The sequence below is a fragment of the Pseudoroseomonas cervicalis ATCC 49957 genome, from assembly GCF_000164635.1.
In the GTDB taxonomy this organism is placed as follows: Bacteria; Pseudomonadota; Alphaproteobacteria; order Acetobacterales; family Acetobacteraceae; genus Pseudoroseomonas; species Pseudoroseomonas cervicalis.
Window position 1 is genome coordinate 1,652,058 of the sequence record NZ_GG770777.1, and the last position, 16,250, is coordinate 1,668,307.

The 16,250-nt window shown below is 71.6% G+C and carries 22 protein-coding genes; all 22 read right to left on the reverse strand.

Annotation, left to right across the window (positions count from 1 at the left end):
* A partial coding sequence (locus tag HMPREF0731_RS25100; protein ID WP_007003389.1) for a glycine-rich domain-containing protein occupies nucleotides 1–457 on the reverse strand: 457 nt, incomplete at its 3' end.
* 4 nt (nucleotides 458–461) lie between these two features.
* Nucleotides 462–1,070, reverse strand: a complete 609-nt coding sequence (locus HMPREF0731_RS07140; protein ID WP_007003390.1) for a YmfQ family protein — start codon at nucleotides 1,068–1,070, stop codon at nucleotides 462–464.
* Nucleotides 1,071–1,075: 5 nt separating this feature from the next.
* The gene (locus HMPREF0731_RS07145; protein ID WP_007003391.1) at nucleotides 1,076–2,176 is read right to left on the reverse strand and encodes a baseplate J/gp47 family protein; all 1,101 of its coding nucleotides are present in this window, start codon (nucleotides 2,174–2,176) and stop codon (nucleotides 1,076–1,078) included.
* Between the two features lies 1 nt (nucleotide 2,177).
* Entirely contained in the window at nucleotides 2,178–2,615 is a 438-nt protein-coding gene (locus HMPREF0731_RS07150) for a phage GP46 family protein (RefSeq protein WP_007003392.1), read from the reverse strand.
* The gene (locus HMPREF0731_RS07155; RefSeq protein ID WP_007003393.1) at nucleotides 2,612–3,097 is read right to left on the reverse strand and encodes a phage baseplate assembly protein; all 486 of its coding nucleotides are present in this window, start codon (nucleotides 3,095–3,097) and stop codon (nucleotides 2,612–2,614) included. Before HMPREF0731_RS07155 ends, HMPREF0731_RS07150 begins: the two co-directional genes overlap by 4 nt.
* The gene (locus tag HMPREF0731_RS07160) at nucleotides 3,094–4,230 is read right to left on the reverse strand and encodes a phage baseplate assembly protein (RefSeq protein WP_007003394.1); all 1,137 of its coding nucleotides are present in this window, start codon (nucleotides 4,228–4,230) and stop codon (nucleotides 3,094–3,096) included. The genes HMPREF0731_RS07155 and HMPREF0731_RS07160 overlap by 4 nt, the downstream gene beginning before the upstream one ends.
* Before the next feature lie 10 nt (nucleotides 4,231–4,240).
* Complete coding sequence (locus HMPREF0731_RS07165) at nucleotides 4,241–4,804, reverse strand: hypothetical protein (RefSeq protein WP_007003395.1); 564 nt, start codon at nucleotides 4,802–4,804, stop codon at nucleotides 4,241–4,243.
* On the reverse strand, nucleotides 4,801–5,553 hold the full coding sequence (locus tag HMPREF0731_RS07170) for a DNA circularization N-terminal domain-containing protein (RefSeq protein WP_007003396.1): 753 nt from the start codon (nucleotides 5,551–5,553) through the stop codon (nucleotides 4,801–4,803). Before HMPREF0731_RS07170 ends, HMPREF0731_RS07165 begins: the two co-directional genes overlap by 4 nt.
* Entirely contained in the window at nucleotides 5,550–7,610 is a 2,061-nt protein-coding gene (locus HMPREF0731_RS26350) for a phage tail tip lysozyme (RefSeq protein ID WP_007003397.1), read from the reverse strand. The genes HMPREF0731_RS07170 and HMPREF0731_RS26350 overlap by 4 nt, the downstream gene beginning before the upstream one ends.
* 126 nt (nucleotides 7,611–7,736) lie before the next feature.
* The gene (locus tag HMPREF0731_RS07180) at nucleotides 7,737–8,018 is read right to left on the reverse strand and encodes a phage tail assembly protein (protein WP_007003398.1); all 282 of its coding nucleotides are present in this window, start codon (nucleotides 8,016–8,018) and stop codon (nucleotides 7,737–7,739) included.
* 1 nt (nucleotide 8,019) lies between these two features.
* Nucleotides 8,020–8,388 (reverse strand): phage tail tube protein, encoded by a 369-nt coding sequence (locus HMPREF0731_RS07185; protein ID WP_007003399.1) that lies wholly within the window; start codon nucleotides 8,386–8,388, stop codon nucleotides 8,020–8,022.
* A 5-nt stretch (nucleotides 8,389–8,393) separates the two neighbouring features.
* On the reverse strand, nucleotides 8,394–9,869 hold the full coding sequence (locus HMPREF0731_RS07190; protein ID WP_007003400.1) for a phage tail sheath subtilisin-like domain-containing protein: 1,476 nt from the start codon (nucleotides 9,867–9,869) through the stop codon (nucleotides 8,394–8,396).
* Between the two features lie 10 nt (nucleotides 9,870–9,879).
* Nucleotides 9,880–10,047 (reverse strand): DUF2635 domain-containing protein, encoded by a 168-nt coding sequence (locus HMPREF0731_RS23615; RefSeq protein WP_007003401.1) that lies wholly within the window; start codon nucleotides 10,045–10,047, stop codon nucleotides 9,880–9,882.
* Nucleotides 10,048–10,060: 13 nt separating this feature from the next.
* Nucleotides 10,061–10,585, reverse strand: coding sequence for a hypothetical protein (locus HMPREF0731_RS07195; RefSeq protein WP_007003402.1), 525 nt, complete (start codon nucleotides 10,583–10,585; stop codon nucleotides 10,061–10,063).
* Nucleotides 10,582–10,962: a head-tail joining protein gene (locus tag HMPREF0731_RS07200; protein WP_007003403.1), complete on the reverse strand. Its 381-nt coding sequence runs from the start codon at nucleotides 10,960–10,962 to the stop codon at nucleotides 10,582–10,584. The genes HMPREF0731_RS07195 and HMPREF0731_RS07200 overlap by 4 nt, the downstream gene beginning before the upstream one ends.
* A 2-nt stretch (nucleotides 10,963–10,964) precedes the next feature.
* Nucleotides 10,965–11,348: a hypothetical protein gene (locus HMPREF0731_RS07205; protein ID WP_040612012.1), complete on the reverse strand. Its 384-nt coding sequence runs from the start codon at nucleotides 11,346–11,348 to the stop codon at nucleotides 10,965–10,967.
* 1 nt (nucleotide 11,349) lies between these two features.
* The gene (locus HMPREF0731_RS07210; RefSeq protein WP_007003404.1) at nucleotides 11,350–12,381 is read right to left on the reverse strand and encodes a major capsid protein; all 1,032 of its coding nucleotides are present in this window, start codon (nucleotides 12,379–12,381) and stop codon (nucleotides 11,350–11,352) included.
* A gap of 23 nt (nucleotides 12,382–12,404) precedes the next feature.
* Nucleotides 12,405–12,782 (reverse strand): head decoration protein, encoded by a 378-nt coding sequence (locus tag HMPREF0731_RS07215; RefSeq protein WP_007003405.1) that lies wholly within the window; start codon nucleotides 12,780–12,782, stop codon nucleotides 12,405–12,407.
* A gap of 12 nt (nucleotides 12,783–12,794) precedes the next feature.
* Nucleotides 12,795–13,382 (reverse strand): hypothetical protein, encoded by a 588-nt coding sequence (locus HMPREF0731_RS07220; RefSeq protein ID WP_051014669.1) that lies wholly within the window; start codon nucleotides 13,380–13,382, stop codon nucleotides 12,795–12,797.
* 50 nt (nucleotides 13,383–13,432) lie between these two features.
* Nucleotides 13,433–14,317: a S49 family peptidase gene (locus HMPREF0731_RS07225; protein WP_007003406.1), complete on the reverse strand. Its 885-nt coding sequence runs from the start codon at nucleotides 14,315–14,317 to the stop codon at nucleotides 13,433–13,435.
* A complete protein-coding gene (locus HMPREF0731_RS07230; RefSeq protein WP_007003407.1) occupies nucleotides 14,314–15,993 on the reverse strand; it encodes a phage portal protein in 1,680 nt (559 codons plus the stop codon). Before HMPREF0731_RS07230 ends, HMPREF0731_RS07225 begins: the two co-directional genes overlap by 4 nt.
* A complete protein-coding gene (gene gpW, locus HMPREF0731_RS07235; RefSeq protein WP_007003408.1) occupies nucleotides 15,993–16,247 on the reverse strand; it encodes a gpW family head-tail joining protein in 255 nt (84 codons plus the stop codon). Before gpW ends, HMPREF0731_RS07230 begins: the two co-directional genes overlap by 1 nt.
* Nucleotides 16,248–16,250: the final 3 nt, after the last annotated feature.

Consider the following 16,250-nt stretch of genomic DNA (forward strand, 5'->3'; position numbering starts at 1 on the left):
CCCCGCCGCCGCCCACGGTCGCGTTGATGGTGGCGCCGGGCGTCAGGCCGGTCAGCAGCCCCGCGCGGAACTCGCCGGCGCCGCCGCCGGAGCCGCCCGAGACCGAGCCATTGCTGCCGCCGCCCCCACCGCCGCCCGCCCAGGCCAGCACCAGGCACTGCGTCTTGCCGAGCGGGACGGTCACCGCGCCCGACGACGTCAGCACCGCGAATTGCAGCTGCGCGATCCGCCGCACGGCGGAAAGCAGCTGCGTGTTGCTGTTGGCCAGCGGCATGAAGCCCGCCGCCTCGATCACGCCGGCCAGCTCCTCCTGCACACCGTTGAGCCACCAGGCCGGCACGCGGGTCGCCAGCACGCCGCCGACCGGGTCGCCCTCCGTGAAATAGCCGGTCGGGCCAGACAGGCTCGGCAGCGCCGGCAGCGCCGCGGCCGCGCTGGGATCCTGGATGCGCTTCATGGGGTCAGCTCCCGTAGGAAAAGAGCACCACGGTGTGGGCAGGGACGAGCTGCCGCAGGGTGCATTCAAGGGAGGCGTTGCCCCAGGTCGCCAGGGCATCGCCGGCTTGGCTCTGGCCCGCACGAAAGCGGACCACGGTTGTCTGCGGGGCGCGCACGCGCCAGGCATTCGCCCAGGCCTCACCGCACAGCGGCTGGCCGGCGCGCAGCGATCCGGCGCGCGCGGGGGCGAATTCCTCGATCGTGATCTGGTAGCCGAGGGCGGCAGCGACGCCGATGAAGTAGGGCACCGACTGGCCGCCCTGGGCGGTCAGCCGCGCCACCACCTGGGCCCGTCGCTGCTGCAGGCTGCCGGCGCCATCACCCGTGCTGCACTGGTCCGGCAGGCCGAGCGTCTCCTCCCAATCCGGCAGCAGCTCCAGCGCGGTCGCGGGGAACGCGTCGGCCAGGACGGCGAGCGCCCGGGCATGCAGGCGGGCCACGCCCGTCGCCAGCCCGGATGCAACCCGGCCCTGGTCGGAGCCTGCATCCCGCCGCCAGATCACGCCGCGCGGCAGCAGCGCCAGGAGCGCCGCCCGATAGTCGGCGGCGCTGCGCGCGAACCGAGCTGTCATGGCGGTCAGCTCCAGACGATGGTGCCGAGCACCGGAAGATGGCCGGCCGGCATCACGATGCTGGTCACCGGCTCGACCAGGGTGAACCGCTCGACGCCGGCCGCGGCACTGATCGCGCTGGTGATGTCGCTGGTGTAGATCGTGCCGCCCGGGACGCCCTTGCGGCGCAGCATGCCGATCAGCGAGGCGCGGATCGCCGCGCGGGTGGCCGCGCTGTCGACCTGCAGGTCACCGATCTCCAGATCCAGCACATGGGGCACCGGCGCCACGACGCGAACCAGCGCCGTGACCGGCCGCAGCGGATAGACGTGGTCGGCCACCGCCAACTGGTCACCGGTCGCCGGCACGCCGCGCGTCTCCGCGCTGGCGACGCCATCGGAGCCCTGCGGGAATCCATCATGGGCAGCCTGGGCATCGTCGAGCATGACGTAGACCACGACCTCCGGCGACTGGCCGCGCCGCACCCAGGCGCGGGTGACGCCCGGCACCTCCAGCGCCCAGGCCAGGTAGTCCCGCTCCGCGCCGCCCTGCGGCGGCGCCTGAAAGCGCGCCAGCATGCGGCTGCGGACCGATTCCTGGTCTTCTTCATCGGCGCCGCCGGTCATGGCGCTGGCGGCGATGCCCGCGGCGTTGACGCCCGTGATGGCCGCCGAGATGACCATGGGCTGAGCGGAGGCGCCATTGCCAGCCGCTCCCGGCTCCACCGCCTCCACCGGCACGACCACCAGGCCGTCGCTGCCGACGGTGCCGAGCGCCGTGGTGCGGAAGGCCTGGCCATCCAGCGGCCGCGTCACCGGCGTGCCCTCGGGCAGCAGCGCGCCCGGGGTGCCGGTGAATTCCGCCGTTCCCGCCGCTGCCGCCGGCGGCACGGCCGCGATACCAACCAGCGCCGCCCAGCCGGCCAGGTATTCGTCGCGGGCGGTAACCGGCACCGCCATGCGGGCGATCCAGTCGAGATACCCGTAGACGCCATGCAGCAGGCCAGCCAGGGCCTTGGCCAGGATGCCCAGCAGCGAGGCGCGCAGGACCATCCCGCCCGTCGCCTCGCCCGCATCGTTGCGCGCCTGCTGCACCAGGGCCGTCAGCGTCGGCCGCTCATAGGGCATGCTAGACCCCCTGCCAGGCTATGGAGACGGCGACCTCTTGCCGGTCGGTCCCGCGGGTGATGGTGATGCGCGCGGCCAGGCGATCGCGCGTCTGCCACTCGGCTGCGATGGCGATGGCGTCGGCCAGGCCATCCTCTTTGAGCCAGGCGAGCGCCTCGGCCATGTAGCTCTCCGCCAGCCGGAGCGTGTCGCGGGTGCGGGCGTGTCGCCGCAGCAGCCAGAGGCGCGAGCCGATCGGCTCATCACCATCCCCCCACCACCCGCGCGGATCGGTGTCGCCGAGCGGCAGCCGGTCATCCGGCCGGGCACGCGCATCGGTGAAGAGGCTGACCAGCACCGCCGTGTGGATGCCCGGCGCCATGGCGAGCTGGCCGCCCGGCAGGATCTGCCAATCCGCCGCGGTGCGCTCGACATCCCAGGCGATTGCGATGTCGCTCATGCCGGCGGCCCGCTGGTGCCGCTGCCCGGATCGACGCCGCTATGCACATGCTCGCGCAGCGACACGCCGCCGGCGATCACGTCGCCGGTCACCTCCAGCAGCGGCGCCTCGACCACCACGCGCGCGGCGGCGCGCAGCAGGATCTCGCCACCCTTGCGCAGATGGATCAGCGTGCCGTCATTGGTGTGCAGGGCCACCTCGCCCTCGGCGAGATCGACCTGGTATCGCCGGTCATTGGTCGCCACGACGACGCCGCCGGTGCGGTTGCCGGCCACGAACAGCACCAGCGCGTCGGCGCCGACCGGCGGCCGCGACGCGATGCCGAATTGCGCCATCATCGGGGTGCCGTCGCGCCCCTCCGTGTCGTCGAAGCGAAGCTGCAGCAGCCGGATGCCGGCGCCGTTGCGGCTGGCCGCGACACGGGCGTAGCCGATCATGGACAGCACGCGCCCGAAGAGGCGCTGCGTCGCGGAATCGCTCATGGAGCCAGTCCCCCGGTGTCGGTCGTGGGCGGCGTGGGATTGGCGTCGAGCGCCTGCCCCACCTGCCAGTCATAGGGCTGCAGCACCACCGGCTCGGCCGCGTAGGCCTCGGGCGGCATCAGCACGAGGTCGGCATGCGTGCCTTCCTGCCCACGGCGATAGGTCACCTCGGCGATGATCCAGGCGCGGTCGGGCAGCTTGAGCGCCGGCAGGTGGACCGTGGCCAGCCGGCCGGGCTCCCATAGCTGCCCGGCGGCGTCTCGCCAGGAATCGCAGGTGATGCTCACCGCCTGCGACCGCCCGAAGCGCCGCGTGGCCTCCCACTCGGCGCGGCGCTGCGCGATATCCTCGCCGCTCTGCATCTGCTCTGACACGAAGACGCGCGGCCGGAAGCGCGGCACGCCCTGGTCCCTCGCCCGGCCGCGCACGTTGTAGTCGAGCGGCCCACCGACCGCGCCAGCCAGGTCCTGCAGCACGTCGACGGACATCACAACCGCCTCGTAATGGCTGTAGCGCTGGTCCATCGCGAAGGTGACCATGGCGGTCTCGACATTGATGCCCTGCACGAAGCCGCTGGCATGCCGATCCTTGCCGGCCTTGCCGATGACGATGCGGCCCTGCGCATCCTCGTAGGCCAGCATGCCGGCATACCGGGCGACCCGATCGATGATCTCCCAGCCCGTCTCCGTCAGGGCGACGTTGAACTGCGGAAGCACCGGCCCCTCGCCATCGGGGGCCAGCACCTGCAGGCCGAAGGGCGCCGCGAGCTGGCGGGCCAGCGCCGCCGCGCTTGCGAAGCTGACCTGCCCGCGCACATCGCGCAGCCAGGCCTGGCAGTCGACCAAATCCTGTGCCTTGCCTCGGCCGGTGACGCGCACCTCATGGTGTCGGGCGCCGATCTCGAGCTGGACGCGGTCGACATAGCCGGTCAGCGCCACATCCTGGCCGATCCGCACCGTGCAGGGTTGCCCGGGCTGCACCGAGATGGCACTCGGCTCCCCGGGATATCGCTCGGTCACCAGCAGGTCGAAGTCGCTCGGTGTCCGCTCCAGCCCCCGCGCCAGCCTGACATTTTTCCAGCCGGTCAGCCGCTGGCCGCCGACCGTCAGGGTCAGCTCGCCATTGTCCGTCATGCCATGGCTCCTACCGGGCCAGGGCGCGGTAGCTCCCCGGCATGAAATTGGGATCGGCGGCGCCGGCGTAGTTGGCCAGCTCGTTGGCGCGGTCGGGATCGGCGTAGTAGCGATGCGCCTGCACCAGCGCCGGCACCGGACCGGGCGAGAGGATGTCGCGCAGCGCCGGCAGCTCGGCGGCGCGGCTGGTGATGTCCGACCACACCGCGACCCGCAGCGCGCGCAGCGCCGCCACGGTCTGGTCCTCCCCGGCGTCGCCGGCCACGAGGATCTCGGCATCGATGGCCTCGACCATCTGCGCCCGCAGCACCACCGCCTCGTCATAGGAGCGCGGCTGCGCCGCAGCCGCCGCCCGGGCGGCCTCGGCCAGGGCGGCGCGGCGCATCACGGCCTGCACCGCCGCCTGCGCCGCCGCCTCCGCTAGGCCGATCGGATCGCCGGCCGTGGGGGCGGAGGCGATACCGCGCGCCAGCGTCAGCAGCAGCCGCACCTGGTCGGCGGGATCGTCGGCCACATCGCGCAGCGCCGCGGCGAGCCGGCGCGCACCGGCGGCGAAATCGTCCGTCGCTGTCATAGGCGTCCCGCCAATCTCTCGAGGTTGCGCCCGGCGCTGGTCACCGCCTGCCGGGCCTGGGTCACCCGCGCCAGCGAGGACTGCACGGTGCGCAGCGGATCGGTCGCGCTGCGCATGCCCCGCGCGAAGCGGCTCAGCGCCCTGCCCTGCCCCGGCACCAGCGAGCCGACGGCATTGACCACCGAGGCCGCATCCCCCGCCAGGCGCTGCGCCTGGCCGGTCCAGCGGCCGACCGTGCTGACAGCCTGCCGCACCACCTCGCCGCCCTGGCGCAGCGCGGTGGTGGCCGCGCTGCCGAAATCACCCGCCGCCGCCAGATCCAGGGCGCTCGCGGCGTCGAACACCTGCGAGAGGCCGTCGAACAGGCCGGTCGGAAAGCTCGCCTGGCCGGGCTCGACGAAGACCATGGCGAGCTCGACAACCCGGCCCTCCTCCGTGCGCTCGGAGGTGGCCAGGCTGATCATCGAGACGAGCTGCAGGCCGAGCGTGGGATGCACCAGCTCGCCCGGGCCCTCTTCCTCGGCCGCCGCGATGAACTCATCCTTCTGGGCGAGAGCATCGTCGCCGGTCAGGTAGCCGAGCACGCGCAGCTCGCGCGGCCCCCGCCCGAGATCCTCGATCCACACCTGGTCCCGGTAGGGGTATTCGTGCCGGGTGGTGCGCCGCCCGAACTGCGCATCGTTTTGCCGCACGAAAAACGGCAGCCCGCGCCAGGAGGCGGGATAGAGGCTGTCCTGCCATGCGCTCATGGTCCGCTCCCTGGCATGGCCCGCTCGATCCGCGGCGCGCCGACATCCAGACCTGGGGCGCTGCGCACCTCGGCCGTGGTCCCAGGCGGCGCGCCGCGCAGGGTGATGTCGACGCGCGCAGCCGGCGCGGCCTGGGATTGTGGCGCCGCAGCCGGCGGTGCCGGGGCCTGCGGTGCCGCCTGCTGCCGCAGCCGGGGCAGCAGGCCCTCGGCCGTGTTCGCGCGGTTCTGCGCCTCACCGAAGCGGCCCGCCGGCTTCTCGTAGAAGAGCGAGATGGCGGCTGCCGCCTCCGCCGCCGTCCGGGCATTGAGCAGCGCGATGCGTGCCTGTCGGTGCGTCCCGCGCAGCTCATGCTCGATGAAGCCCAGCTGATCCTCGAAGCTGGATTGGCGGATGTCGCGGCCGGACCAGCGGCGAAAATCCTCCTGCCGCTCCGGGTGCCACTGCGCGACGCCATAGGCGCGGCCATTGTCGCCCACCGCCTGGTGGTCGAGATTGGCCCCGCTCTCGTGCCGGAGGTTGGCGACAATGCCGGCCGCCTGCTCCGGGGTGTAGCCGCGCCCCAGAAAATACTCGTAGGCCTGCCGTTGGCGCGGCGTTGGCGCGGAATCGGCCGGCCCGGCCCCGAGGCGCGAGGACGGGACACCACCGCCGGGGGTCAGCCGGCGGTTCAGGAACGGATTGAGGCTCGACAGCGGGTTGCTGCGGTCCGTCAGCCCCTCGAACAGCTTCCCGGCGCCGCAGACACCCATCGCGATACCGGCAATCGTGGCTCCGCCGCTGAGGCCGAGGAGCCGCAGAGCCCAAAGCGGCAGTCTGATCGAAGCAAGCGATGTGAGGCGTCCGACTATGCCGGTCAAAGGCGCCAGAACGTTCAGCGCCAGCGATCCGCCGTCTGCACTTGCGCCCCCAGCCGCAGATGCGGCCGCCGCGCCACCAATACCAAGCAGCATGAGCGCCCAGATGGGCAGCCTTATCCCAGCCAGAGCCGACACTCGCCCCACAATTCCGATCAGCGGCGCCAAGATGCTCAGCGTCAGCACGCCACCCAGGGCAATCGCGGCGTTTTTCCACCCTCCGAACAGATCAACGGCGCTCTGAGTGGCCGCCGCCATGCTGGAAATGCTCTCGGCCAGCTTGGCGGGGCCGCCGGAGGTCATCCAGCCATCGATGGCGGCCGCGATACGCCGCACCGCGGCCTGACCGCCATCGGCGGAGGTGATCCAGTCGGTCATCCGGCTCACGATGCCGGTCAGCGCCGGCGCCAGGGACACGGTCAGCGCCGCGACCAGCCCCTGACTGGCCAGGACCAGCCGCGCCTGGGCCACGCGGGCCGCCTCCGCCCGGGCGACGCCCTCCTCCGAGATGACGCCATAGCGCCGCGCCTCGCGCGTCAGCTCCCGCAGGCCGGCGCTGCCCCGCTGGAGCAGCGGCAGCATGTCCGGCGAGATACCGAGCGCGCCCAGAACGCGCCCCTGCAGGCGCGGATCACGGATGCGGGCAATCTGGTCGGCGACCTCCGGCAGCACTTCGGCGGCCGTGCGGGCTTGGCCACTGGCATCGTGCAGCCGGATGCCCAGCAGACGCAAATACTGCAGCGCCTCCATGTTCCGGCCGCCGACGGCATCGCTCAGCGCCTGGCCCAACCCCTGCAGGCTCGAGGTCATGCCCTCAGCCGAGCCGCCGGCCAGCACCGCGGCGCCCTGTAGGGCCTGGAGCTGGCCGGCGGTCATCTGCAGCCGCGCCGCCTCGGTCGCCAGCCGCGAGCCGAAGGTGGCCCAGCTGCTGGTCATCCGGACAATGCCGGCGATCGTGCCGATGCCGGCCAGAGCGGCCAGCGGCGGCGCCAGGTCGGCGGCGACGCGACCGACCGAGCGCAGCCCGGCGGCAAGCTTGGTGGCACCCGTCGCGTCACCCAGGCTGCGCACGCTGGCCGAGAGGCGGCCCAGCGCCAGGGACGGCATCCGGGCCGCCGCGGCGATCTGCCGCAGCGGGCCGGAGGCGCGATCGCGGGCGCTGATGGTGACGCTGAGCGCCTGCTGTGCGCTACCGCTCATGTTGCCCCCTCCACGCTTCCTGGCGGCGCAGTCGTTCGCTGGTGCTGACCCAGGCCAGCAATTCCCACCAGGTCAGGCTGTCGGCGTCGCGCGGCCCCCATCCGCAGCGGATGGAGGTCTCCCGCGCTACTTCGCGCCAGTCGGCGGGGAGGGCGGAATAAAACGCGCGAAGAAGTCGGCCGCCTGGGTCACGACGCGGATCGGGAGCTTGGACACCGCGGGGATCGGCAGGCCGGAGCAGAGCGAGATGAGCTTCTGCGTCTGCTCCAGATCCGTCTTGGCCTTCATCATCTCGATCATGTCGCCGATGGTCGGCTCCCGCAGCGTCAGCTCGGAGTATTCGGCGCCATTGGCGGCGACCGGCTGCGGCAGCGTGATGGTCAGCGTGTCGTCCATGTGTTCGGTCATGTCAGCTCTCCCGCACGTCCTCGCCCTCGAAACGGATGGCGAAGGTGCTCTCGGTGGAATTCACCTCCGGCGCCTCCACCGTCCACATGCCGACGCCGTAGATCTCCTTGCCGGAGGCCAGGCGCAGCGTGACGGAGACGTTCGTCATCTCCTCGAAATCCTTGACCCGCATGCCGGCGGTGTCGCGGATCGTCGCCGCGATGAAGCCGGCCTTGGGCGTCTCCGAATAGCCGCTGATGCCGCTCATCGAGGCCAGCGTCTGGCGGGTGACGGAGGACACGCCCCAGGTGGGCTCGGACACGACCTCGAAGGCCATGCCGTCCACCCAGAGCCACGCGACGCCGCCGAGGCGGCGCGAATTGTCGGCCATGGCGCTTACCCCTGCGAGTTGCGGAACTGCACCAGCGCGGCGAGCTGCCGCAGCTGGTCGATCGGGACGATGGGCAGCAGCGCGTCGATGCGGCAGCGGTTGGTGCCGTTGCGCTCCACCACCAGCGAGGCCTCGAACGCCGCCGAGTTCTGCACCAGACCGAGCCGCTCGAGTTCGCGGTAGCGGCCGATGATCGCGTTGCGGATCAGGTTCGGCGTGACGATGTTCTGGCCCGGCCGCACCGGCTGGTCATTGGAGGCCAGCTTCATCCGCCCGAAGGTGCTGGTCACGAAAATCCGGAGATTCCGGATCACCGCCGCCAGCGTGTAGAGGCGCTCGACATACAGGTAGCTGTCATCGGCCGCGCCGAGCGGGTTGCGCTGGTAGGTGGTGACGATGGTCTCCGTGGTGACCGTGCCGTCATCCTGCACCGTGTGGCTGCTGAGGCCGGACCAGAGCAGGGTGTTGCGCTCCCCGATCGTCCAGCGCTTCTCGGGCGGCGGCGCCAGCACATCCAGCCCCAGCCCATGCAGCGGCAGCGCCACATCGGCCCGCAGGCTCACCGCCAGCGCGCCGGTCAGGTTCGCCGCCCAGCACCAGGGCGGGGTCGGCGAGCCATCGCAGGGCATCACCGACACATGCGCGTCGTTGCGCGCCAGCCCGAAGGCGCCGGCCTGACCCAGCGTGCCCCGGACGGCCGCGAAGGCGCCGCCATACAGCATGCGGTCCCAGGCCCAGCGCGACGCCAGGAAGGACTTCAGGGCGTCCAGGCTGGTCGTGTCGGTGTAGGGCATGGCGATGTAGTCGAAGGGCATGTCGCCCAAATTCGCCAGCGCGGTGTCGAGCACGGGATTGGTGGTGCCGCCGCTCATGGCGGTGAAGGTCACCGTCAGCCCGTCCGGCGTCACCTCGCCGCCCGGCGCGCCGCGATAGTTCAGGACCAGCGGCAGGTCGTTGCCGGTCAGCCCCTTGTGCCGCGCCGTCAGCGTCACCGTGCTGGAGGCGGCGGCGGCGGTGACCGCCAGGTCGGCGGTGCCGTTGATCGTCGCCGCCAGCGCCGTGGCGATCTGCGCGGCCGTCTGCCCCGTCGTCACCAGCTGCTGCACGCGCATGCCGCCGATGTAGAGGCTCAGCGTGCCGGCGGCGGTCGGCGAGCCGGACAGCGCGACGCTGCCCGTCGCCGCCACGCCGGCAACGGCATCGGCCAGCGGCAGCAGCCACACCTCCCCGAAGCCGTCGCGCTTGCGGTAGCACTCCGCCATCTGCGCCAGCATGGAGCCGGCGCCGGCGCGCTGCTTGACCCAGTCGACGCCCTGCATCAGCACCGGGACGCCGGCGGCCAGCGTGCCGCTGCCCAGCATCTGCCCGATGATGAGGCTGCGCTGCGCCTCCTGCGCGCTGTTCGCCCGGGAATTGTCCAGCTCGGCGAAGAAGAGCGGGACGCGAAGATTGCTCGGGATCTCGCGAAAGCCGATGGCCATGCGTCCCTCCTCAGCGCTTCGGGGCGGCGGCCGGCTTGGCCTCGCCCTCGATCACATCCTCATCGCGGATGCGGCGAAGCCAGTAATCGGTGCGCGGCACGTCCCGGCCCTCTTCGGGCAGGAAGTCGCGCAGATCCGGGTCGGGCACGGCTCGCCCCGGAGCGGGTTTCACGAACATGGGGGTGTCCCTCTCAGGGCAGCGGCGGAACCGTCTGCAGGGCGAGGACAGCATCCTCGCAATCCACGGGAGGGTCCGGGATCTCGTAGACCTCGGACCATTTCATCTGGATCGACATGCCGGCGGTGAGCATGACGGACTCGCCCTTCAGCTCGGCATTGATGACGGTGCGCAGCTCGCCGAAGTCCTCGATCCCGTCATCCGCCAGAGCCAGGGCCGCATCCGTCAGCACAGCCTCATGGATCAGGCCGCACAGCTCGCCGAGCTCGCGCTCCGCCGCCTCGCCAGCCTGCACCGACCGCACGACACGAATCTGGACGGCCATGATGCAGGAGACATCGAACGTCTTGACCAGCATGTCGCGGCCGGCGCGCACCTTGGTCTCCTGGTAGCCATAGACCAGCGCGGCCGGCGTATCGTGCGAATGCAGCGGCCAGGTGCGCGCGCGGTAGACGGCACGGCGCAGCGGTTGGACCTTGGTGCGGAGGATCTCGGCCAGCCGGTCCGCCTCGCGGTCCCGCTTGCTCGGCCAGGTCACCGCGCACCGCCCATCTGGATCCGACCCAGCACCAGCAGGGCCATGCCGTCGGCGTCGTCCCGGACATCGGTCAGCAGCCAGGTGCCCCCGGCCACGGTCACCTGGTCGCCCTGGATCGGCGCATATCCATGCCGGCGGTGGAGCTCATCCAGATCCACCAGCAGCGTCGTCTCGGTGATGGTGGCCGGCATGCCATCGTTGCCGACCACCGTCCGCCGCTGCGCGCGGGTGAAGACGCCCCGCCCCTCGAGCACACGCTCGCTGGACAGGCCCGGCGGATGGAAATGCGCCTCCGGCCGCCGCGGCCGGAACGCCGCCACCTCGCCAAGGATGTCGAGGGTGGAGGCGTTCAGCGCCCCGAAATCCGGCGGCGCCATGGTCAGCCGCCGCTGATCGACGCGCCGCGCGCCTTCGGCTGGGCGGCCTCGGTCGTCTCGTAGAGACGCACCTTCCCGCTCCAGTCGGCCAGGTCGCATTCCGGGATCTCGAACACGGACCCGGCGAGGATCACCTGCACGCCGTCATCGCCCTCCAGCGTGAAATCGGCCAGGGCCACGACCTCCACCCGCATGGACGTGGCGCGCAGGCGGTCCTGCTGGTCGAGCCGGCGCTGCAGCGCGTCGCGCTGCCGCCGCTGCGCCGCCTCCGCCTCGGTGCCCGAGCTGGCGCGCAGCTCCTCGACCAGCTGGCGGATCAGTGCGCCCTGATCCATCTGCTGCGCCCCCGCGCCGGCGTCGGAGGAGGTCTCCTTCTTCTCGGCCATGTCAGTTCACCTTCGCGGACAGCACCGCATTGACGCGGGAGGGGATGACGATGGTCGCCGACTGCGTCATCAGCCAGCGCACGCCGGGGTCCTTCTCGACCCAGCTCTTCGGCGCATAGGGCACCGCCGGGAAGCCGAGCTCCTCGTCCAGGATGGCGGCATGGGCGCGCTCGCCATCGACAGCGGGGCTGCCGAGCAGCACCGTGCCATCGGGCAGCATCGGCTTCTCGACGCCATCCTCCGGATCGATGAACCACTCGTAGTAGAGCCAGAGCGTGTATTGGCCCCAGGTGCCGAGGCGGATGGCGCCGGGGACCGGCCGGACGCCGGCCGCCTGGAAGTCCGGGTTGCCGTTGACGAAGGAGGCCACGACCTCCTTCACCAGCGGGTCCAGCCGGAACGCCGCCCAGGCGGAGGGCGTGAAGACGATGTCGGTGACCGGCTGGCCGGACTCCTTCAGCACCCGGGCGGCCCATTCGTCGATATTGGCGCTGGGCGAGATACCGGCCTGGCCCCAGCGGTTGCCACCGGTGAGCACGACGCTCAGCGCCGCGGCGCGGCCGAAGTTGATGACGGCGGTGGGGAAGCCCTCGCCGACCACCGTGATCGCGCCATTGACCAGCGCGGAGGAGGCCATCCACTCCATCCGGCGGGTGATCTGGTTGATCTGGTCCTCCAGCTCGAAGGCGAGATTGGCCGCCTGCCGCTGCGCCGGCGACAGCTCGCCGCCGCCGATCCGCTCGCCGATGGCGCGGCGCACCGCGCGCGTCGGATCGAGGCGGGTCTTGGGCTTGATGTAGGGCGGCTTGAAGGTCGGGCTGCGGAAGCCGATCGGCTCCACGAACTTGCCTTCCTGCAGCGGATTGACGAACGGGGCCAGGCGCCGCTTGCCATCGAAGATGTCGATGGTCACGAACTCCGTCGTGCTCTGGGACGTGTTCGGGAAGAACTTGTCGAGCAGGAAGGAGCTGGGCGGCTTCAGGTTCTCCACCACGCGGATGAGCGTGGAGGTGTCGTAGATGCTCAGGGCCATGGGGCCGATCTCCTGCGGGCCGCTCAGGCCGGGTTGGAGGGCTTCACGAAGATGCCGAGGGCGCGGAACGCGGCCTTGACCGAGGCGAGGGTGTGCCCGGCGCCGAGGATCAGCGCGCGCTCATTGACCTCCGCCTGGACGAGCACGCCGCAGTTGGCGAGATCGCCGGCCGTGGCGTCGTAGTCGTCGAGCAGGACGCCATACGGGGTCTGGCTGCCGTCGCTGGCGGCGCTGGCGCTCAGCGTCACCTTGCCGGAGGCGGTGATCTTGCCGACCACGGCGCCGCGCTTGAGGTTCTGGCCGGAGAGCAGCGTCTCATTGCTGGTGACGATCTGCGTGTTGCCGGCGATCAGCTTGTCCGGGACGAAGGATTCCTCGAACACGCGGGGGAGCTGGGACATGGTGACCCTCCGTTACCGGCCGCGCGCGGCCTTGGCCGCGCCCAGGATGAAGGCGACGTTGCCGTCGACGGTGTTGCGGTCCATCCCGCCGGCGGTGTCGGCGCCGACGGAGCCACGCGGCTGCCCGGACATGCGCTCGCCCAGCGAGGCGCGGCGGGGCTCCTGCGCGGCGGCGCCGGCCGCGCTGGACTTCAGCAGGGCCACGGCCTGCTTCGCCGGCAGCCCGGTCTCGAAGGCCAGGCTGGCGGCCAGGGGCAGGTTGCTGGCGGCCTCGGGCGCGCCGAAGATGGCGGCGCAGCGGGCCTTCTCGGCGGCTGCGCCGCGACGGAAGGCCTTGCGGGCGTCGGGCGTGCGCTCGGCGGGGGGCTCGGGATCGGGCGCCGGGTCATTGCCCTCTTCCTCCTCCTCGACCTGGTCCTCCAGGTCCTCGACGCGCTCTTCGAGCTCCTCGACCTCATCCTGGACGTCCTCGACGTCGTCCTGGGTGGCCGGGGTCTCCTCGGCGCGGGATTTGCCGGGCTTGGCGGAGGCGTTGCGGCGCAGGCCCGCCAGGTGGGCGAAGCGCGACGTCAGCCCGCCCGCGACATTGCGGAGGCTCATGGTGTCATCCTCTGGGGTTGGGTGGCGGATACCCGCCGCGCCTGGACGGTCTAGGCCGCGTCCAGCTCGGCCAGCAGCGCGCGGAAGGCCTCATCCGGCGCCATCACGGCATCGGCCAGGCCCGCGGCGACGCCGCGCTCTCCCAGGAAATAGTCGGCCTCCTGCGCCTTCACGGCGTCGGCCGACATCCTGCGGTTCTGCGCGACCAGGTTGACGAAGATGTCGCCCATCATGGTCACATCCTGCTGCACACGCTGCAGCAGCTCCGGCTTGATGCCGGTGTACATCTGGCGGGTCTCCTCCGCCTTGCGCGCGCCGTAGTGCACGAAATGGACGGCGAGGCCCTCATCCGTGATGGCCTTGGAGTAATCGACCATCATGGTGATGACGCCGACGCTGCCGACGCCGCCGGTGCGGGGCACCGTGACGCGGTCGCAGGCGCTGGCCAGGGCATAGGCTGCCGAATAGGCGCAGTCGCCGCAGATGCCCCAGATCGGCTTGATGCCGCGGGCCTGGGTGATGGTGTCCGCCAGGTCGAAGCACCCGCTGACCTCGCCGCCGCCGCTGTTCAGGTCCAGCACGATGGCCTCGGCCTGCGTGTCGGCCAGCGCCGTCAGCAGGTTCTGGCGGATGCCGTCATAGCCGGTCATGCCCGAATACGGCCGGAGCGTGCCGGTCTTCTGGACCAGCATGCCCTCGACCTGGATGACGGCGACGCCGGCCACCAGGTCATAGCCGGCCCGGGTGGCGCGGGCCGGGGCGGAAAACCCCAGCTCGGCATCCTCCAGCGCCGAAGGCTTCCCGCCGCCCCGGAGGATCGTCGAGATGCCCAGACGGTCGGCCAGGGCCGCCAGCGCGACCTCCGCCTTGTGCGGGTGCAGCGCCAGGGGCGTGTTGAAAATGCGCTGCGCCAGGCGCGGCAGGAGGTGGCTCATGGACGGGGTCCCTCCCTCTCCTGCCGTTCCGGCGGCGCTGCGCCGGGATCCTGCTGCTGCCCGCCGGTCGTGGCGAACACCAGGTTGAGGCCGCGCCGCCGCGCCGCATCCTGTTCCAGCGCCAGCTGGTCCAGGTTCTCCTCCCAATCCAGGCCGTCATTCTCGGCGGCCTCGCGCTGCAGGGTGGAGAGGCCGGAGGCCATCTTCATGCGGCTGCCCTCCGGCTCCTTGGTCGGATCGATCCAGCCGCGCCCCGGGCCGATCCAGCGGCACCGCAGATATTCGGCCCGGGCCTCGGCGAAGTCCGGCGCCCCGGCGGGCAGCGGCACCTCGCCGCGATCGATGGCCTCTTCCAGCAGCGCGCCCGCAATCGGCGTGCAGAAGCCAGCGCCGAACTCGTGCCGCCGGCGGCCCAGCGTGCGCCAGGCCTCAAGCAGCGCCTGGCGGGCGGAGCTGTAGGTGCTGCCGCGATAGTCGCCGGACACCGCCTCATACGAGTTGCCGGTTGCCGCCGCGAAATTGCGCAGCATCGCGGCCTCGAACATGTCGAAGGCGCTGGCCGGGCGGCTGCTGCTGATCGTGTTGATCTTCTCGCCCGGGTAAAGCGTGGCCAATCGGACATCGCCGGCCATCAGGCGCCGGTCCTCGTGGAACTTCGCCCGCTCCTGCTGGTAGGCCGACATCGCTTCGTCGCTGTTCAGCGCCGACTGGATATCGTCGGGATCGTAGGGGCTTTCGATGTAGGCCCCGAAGATCGCGTTGACGATCGCCGCCTGCACCTCCAGCTGGTCGTACTTCGCCAGCATGCGGAGCCGCGCCAGGACCGGCGTGAAGATGCCGCCGACCGGCCGGTGCTGCCCGGCGCGGTCCGCGTCGAAATGATGCACGACGATCGGCCGCCCCCACTCCGTCTCGCGCGGCAGCCGCTCCCACTGCACCGATTTGCCGGCGGCAAACCAGTCCCCGAGATGCGCCATGCGGAAATGGTAGGCCACCGGCACCTCATCGCCGTCCAGCTCGACGCCGCCGCGCAGGGTCTCGGTGTCCATGACCCCGTTCGGGTTCGAGAGCCGGTCGGGATCGATGGTCTGGACGGTGGTCGCCCAGCGCGCGCGGCCATAACCGACCCGGTCCGGGCGCCACGGGATGCTGGCCACCGCCTCGCCCTCGACCAGGTAGTGGCGGAAGGCAAGGCGGCAGATCTGGGTGAAGCTATGCCGCCGGCCGAGGTCGCAATACCGGGCCGGGTCCGTCGCCCAGGCGCGATGGATCTGCTCGAAGGCATCCGAGAACTCGCGCGCCCACACCGGGTCGAAGGCGGCGCCGAAGCGCCGCGCCAGGGCCCGATAGTCCGGGATGGAGCTTAGGCGGAAATCGGCGCCGATGACCGCGTCCAGCGTGCGGGTGACGGTGCCGGCGGCCCATCCATCGTTGCGCACCAGGTCGCGGATGCGCGCCACGACGGTGTCGCGGTAGGGGTTGACCTCGCCGTCAGGCGACCCCAGCCACGGGCGCCAGCTCGCCATCTCGGACGAGGTCCAGTCCGCGCCGTCGAACGGCACACCGCCGCGACCGACCAGCGCCTGCGCACCGCCGCCGGCGCGCCCGCGAAAGCGGGCCCGTGCGATCTCGCGCGCGGGGATCGGATTGCCGTGCTGATCGATGATCTGGGCCATCAGAACCTCATGCCGATCGCCCGCCGCCGCTGCGGCCGCGCCATGCCACGCCGCCCCAGCTCGCTGGCCAGGCTGGCAATCCAGGCCCGCAGGTCGGGCAGCGAAGCCTGGGTGTAGGAGACGGCCCGGGAGCCGTCCGGACCGCCATGGCTGAGGCTCGCCTCGCGGCGGCCGGTGAGCAGGCTCTGCATCGCCTGCAGAGCCTGGCTGTGCCACAGGGTGAGGGTGTCGTTGTCGATCGCGCTCAGGTCCATCGC